Genomic DNA, 3950 nt, shown 5'->3' with positions numbered 1-3950 from the left:
GTGGTGACGGGCGTCTGTCGTGGGTGGCGGCCTGGCTTCAGGGGGGAGGGGCGGCGGCGGTCTCGGCATCCGCGTCGCGGTCGCCGCCGGCTTCGGTCGTGGTGTCCGTGTCGGTGTCGGTGTCCGTGTCGGTCGTGGTGTTGGTTCTGGCCGGGGCCGGGGCCGGGGCCGGGTTCGCGGGCGCGGTCGGGGCCGGGTTCGCGGGCGGGGCCGGGTCCTGGGGCGTAGTCGTGGTCGGCCGCGCGGGCGGGGCCGGCGTCGGCGTCGGCGTCGGGGGGCGGATCGCGCTCGGGCGCTTGCTGAGGTCCGGGGTCTCGGGCCAGGGGCTCACGGGCGCGGCCCAGGGACGTTCCGGATCGGGATCCGCCCGCCGGGCCGGTTCCATGGCCGGTTCTGTCACCGGGTCGGCCAGGGCCCTCCCGGCCGGTTCCGGTTCCTCGGCCATCAGGGATTCCGGCGTCAGCGCGTAGAGGTCGGGCGGGTCCTCGGGGCCGGGGTCACGGGAAGGCCGCCGACCGGACGCGGAGACCTCCGCCGTCCCGGCTCCCTCCCGCCATCCCTTCCGCTCCGGCGCTGTCTCCGTACCGCCGCCGGAGCCGTTCGGCGGCGGGCCGGCCGGCGGGGAACCCGGTGCTGCCGACCGGGGCGTACGGACCGCCGGGGGCCGCTCGCCCCCGGCCGACCGGGGGCGCTTCCGTACCGCCACCGTCACCGCCCACAGCCGCATCAGCACCGCCGCCGGGACGGCGATCAGCGCCGACCACAGCAGCGCGGCGGCGCCCGCGCGCCACCAGACCGGACCGAAGTCCGCGAGCCGCCCGGTGCCGAGCGCCCCACCGGAGAGCGCGGTGAGCAACGCGGTCAGCACGGCACAGACCGCCGCCGCGAGCAGGGCGGTCAGCGCGGTGTCCCGGCTGCTGCCCGCCGGGCCACCGGGCCGTCTCCCCCGGGGCGGACGCGGATACGGCGAGGGCGCGGCGCGGGTGCCCGCCGCCGTGAAGCGCGCGATCACGAGCGCGGCGAGGACGGGCAGCGCGAGGCAGGCCCAGTTCAGCGGGGTGCCGGGGCCCTCGCCCGGAACGGCGGCGATCAGCGGGAAGTGCGGCAGCGAGGGGTCCCCGTCCACGGCGAAGGGGGCGGCGGTGGCTCCCGTACCGAGGGCGAAGCCGGGTCCGAGGGCGTAGGCGGCGGCCCAGACCGCCGCGTTGGGCACCAGCGCGATCCCGAGCAGCAGCACGGCGAGGCGCCCGGTCCAGCCGTCCGCCAGGTGCAGGAACGAGTCCTGCGAGGCATCCGCGTGCCAGACCAGCGAGCACGCGACCAGCAGGGCCCCGCCGCCGACCAGGGTCAGCGTCCCGGCCAGGGCGGCCCGCAGCGCGACGGCGCCCCGGGGATCGCGCGGCGCGACCCGGATGTCCGCGAGCCGGGCGGAGGCGGCGGGCACCCCCGGGCGGCCGAGTGCCGTCCACACCCCGGCCGTGGCGGCGGCCACCGTCAGCAGCGGGGGCCACAGCAGCGCGCCCGGCCAGCCGGGCGTCAGCGGCCCGCCCTCCGCGTAGACCGTCACCGCGCCTCCGACCAGCAGATATCCCCCGGCCACCGCCGTGACCGCGCCGCCCGCCGAGGGCCGGGCCCGCCGTACGTCCGGCAGGACGGCGTCCCGCGCGGCCCGGTGGACCAGCCAGAGCGGTACCACCATCAGCAGCAGCGGCACCAGCCCGATGGGCGCGGGGTGGCCGGAGAAGGTGTCGATCCGCACCAGTTCGGCGCCGTGCGCCAGCAGCCAGAGCGCGGCGGCGACCCGTAGCGCGCCGTCGGGGCCGCTGTCGGGGTACGGGGAGCTGATCCACACCAGTGTCACCAGGACCGCGAACGCGCCGAGCCCCAGCCCGGCGGCGGTCGCGCCCCGGACGGCGCAGGCGGCCAGGGAACCCGTCCGGCCGCCCTGCACCAGGACGGCCTCCGGGGAGCACGACGGTTCGTCGTCGGTCAGCTGGGTCACGCGGCCATGCTGCCAACGACACGCGCTCTATCCATGTAACGGGCGAATGCCCGTTGTGTCGCCCAATATGCGTTTATGTACTTTTACGTTAAATGCACCATCTGGTGGAGCCCCACATGACGGAGAGCACCTCCTCCCGCCCGCCCGATATCCCCCTCCCCCCGCCCAAGGAACGACGACGGCTGCGCGAGGCCAGGGGGCTGAGCCAGCAGGCCGTCGCGGCGGCGATCGGGGTCACCCGGGCCACCATCCGCGCCTGGGAGTCCGGACGCAGCAGTCCACGCGGCCCTCGGCGCACGGCGTACGCGGAGCTGCTGGGCCTGCCCGGGGCGCGGAGCGACGACGCTCCGGTGCCCACCGCTCCCGCCACAGGTACGGGAATGAAGACTGGGGCGGGCGGCCCGGTGACCGCGCCCATCGCCGCCGCTGGAGCGGACCACTCAGAGCTCGCAGCGGGTGCGCCCGCGTGCGTCGGCGTATCCGTGACCGGTACGGACGCGGGGGTGGGGGCCGGTGGCGGGGCCGGGGTCTCGGCCGCGCCCGTCGCGACGGAGACTCCGGAACCGGCCGCGCCCGCCCCGGCGGTGGCGGCGGCAGTGGTGACGGCGGTCGCCGGACACCCCGCCGGTGCGCCCACGGCGGTACTGGAGACCACGGGGCCCGATGACGGGCCACGGGCCCAGGGCGATCCACGGGCGGCCGGGGCCCGCGAGCCCGCACCCCCGGTCCAGCAGCCCCAGCCCCCGCGACAGGAACCCGGCCAGGGCGGCCCGGCCCCGCACCGGGGCCAGGACCGGAACACAGGACCGGGCACAGGACCGGGACCGGGACAGGGACTGGGACAGGGACAGGGACAGGGACAGGGCCTCGGCACGGACACCCGCAGCGGCAGCGGCAGCGGCAGCAACGAACCCCACACCGACGCCGACGCCGACGACACCAACACCAACACCAACACCTTCGGGGATACCGCCCCCGGCCTCAGCTGGGCACCCCGCTCGGGCCCCGGCTCGGAAGCGGAGAGGACGGGCCCCACCCCCGAGCACGCCTTCGACACCCTCTACACCCGCGACGCCCCCGCCCTCGTTCGTCAGACCTTCCTGCTCACCGGCCGCCGCGTGCTCTCCCAGGCCGCCGTCGAACGTGCCTTCCACCTCGCCTGGCAGCACTGGCCCGAGGTCGCCCGCGACCGCGACCCGACCGGCTGGACCCGCGCCGCCGCGTACGAGTTCGCCATGTCCCCCTGGCAGCGACTGCGCCCGGCGTATCGCCACCCGGACACGCCGCCGCTGGAACCCGGGCCGCGAGCGCTGCTCGAAGCGCTGCTGGCGCTGCCGCCGACGTACCGCCGTACCGTCGTCCTCTACGACTGTCTCGGCCTGGACCTGCCGGAGACCGCCGCCGAGACCGAAGCCAGTACACCCGCCACCGCCAACCGGGTGCTGCACGCCCGTGAGGCCCTCGCCGGGCGGCTGCCGGAGCTCGACTCGCCCGAGGAACTGCGCCGTCGGCTCATCGAGCTGGCGGACGCCTTTCCCGAACCCGAACTGACGCCCGCGCGTGAGGTACGGGAGGGCAGCGAGGACCATGTCTGGTTCTGGACCCGCACCGCGCTCGCGATCACGGCGCTGATCGTGACGGCGACCAGCTTCACCCTGATGACGGCGCCCCAGCAGTACGAGCCAGGGGTGCCCGCCGGGCAGCGCGTCGCGGGCGTACCGGCACACGCCGGTCCCCCGCCGCTGACCGTCCAGGACAGGGAGCTGCGGCGGAAGCTCCTCTCCGAACCGGCCCACGGCCCCGAACGGCTGGTTCCACAGAGCCGCTGACCCGCTGACCCGCTGACCCGCTGACCCGTCCGATCCTCAGGCACACAGACCCGCCGGACCCGGGATCGTGCCCGGGTACGCCGAGGGGCCCGTGTCCCTCGCTGAGAAGTCCTCTGGGG

Annotated in this window: 2 protein-coding genes; one reads left to right on the top strand and one right to left on the bottom strand. The window is 76.6% G+C overall.

Translation table 11 applies throughout. The features are described 5' to 3' along the window. Positions 1-37: 37 nt before the first annotated feature. Complete coding sequence (locus ACFVIM_RS33725; protein WP_384309788.1) at positions 38-2002, bottom strand: DUF6350 family protein; 1965 nt, start codon at positions 2000-2002, stop codon at positions 38-40. Between the two features lie 116 nt (positions 2003-2118). On the opposite strand from ACFVIM_RS33725, the gene ACFVIM_RS33720 reads away from it, so the two are divergent. After that, complete coding sequence (locus ACFVIM_RS33720) at positions 2119-3831, top strand: helix-turn-helix domain-containing protein (protein WP_384309786.1); 1713 nt, start codon at positions 2119-2121, stop codon at positions 3829-3831. Positions 3832-3950: the final 119 nt, after the last annotated feature.

Origin of the sequence: Streptomyces sp. NPDC057638 (assembly GCF_042800315.1) — a bacterium.
GTDB lineage: Bacteria > Actinomycetota > Actinomycetes > Streptomycetales > Streptomycetaceae > Streptomyces.
The sequence above is the reverse complement of the archived record's forward strand: the minus strand, read 5'-3'. Positions and strand labels throughout refer to the sequence as shown.

Bases quoted from the DNA above. Each gene is read 5' to 3' on its own strand.
- ACFVIM_RS33720 (WP_384309786.1), top strand. From the start codon at position 2,119: ATGACGGAGAGCACCTCCTCCCGCCCGCCCGATATCCCCCTCCCCCCG.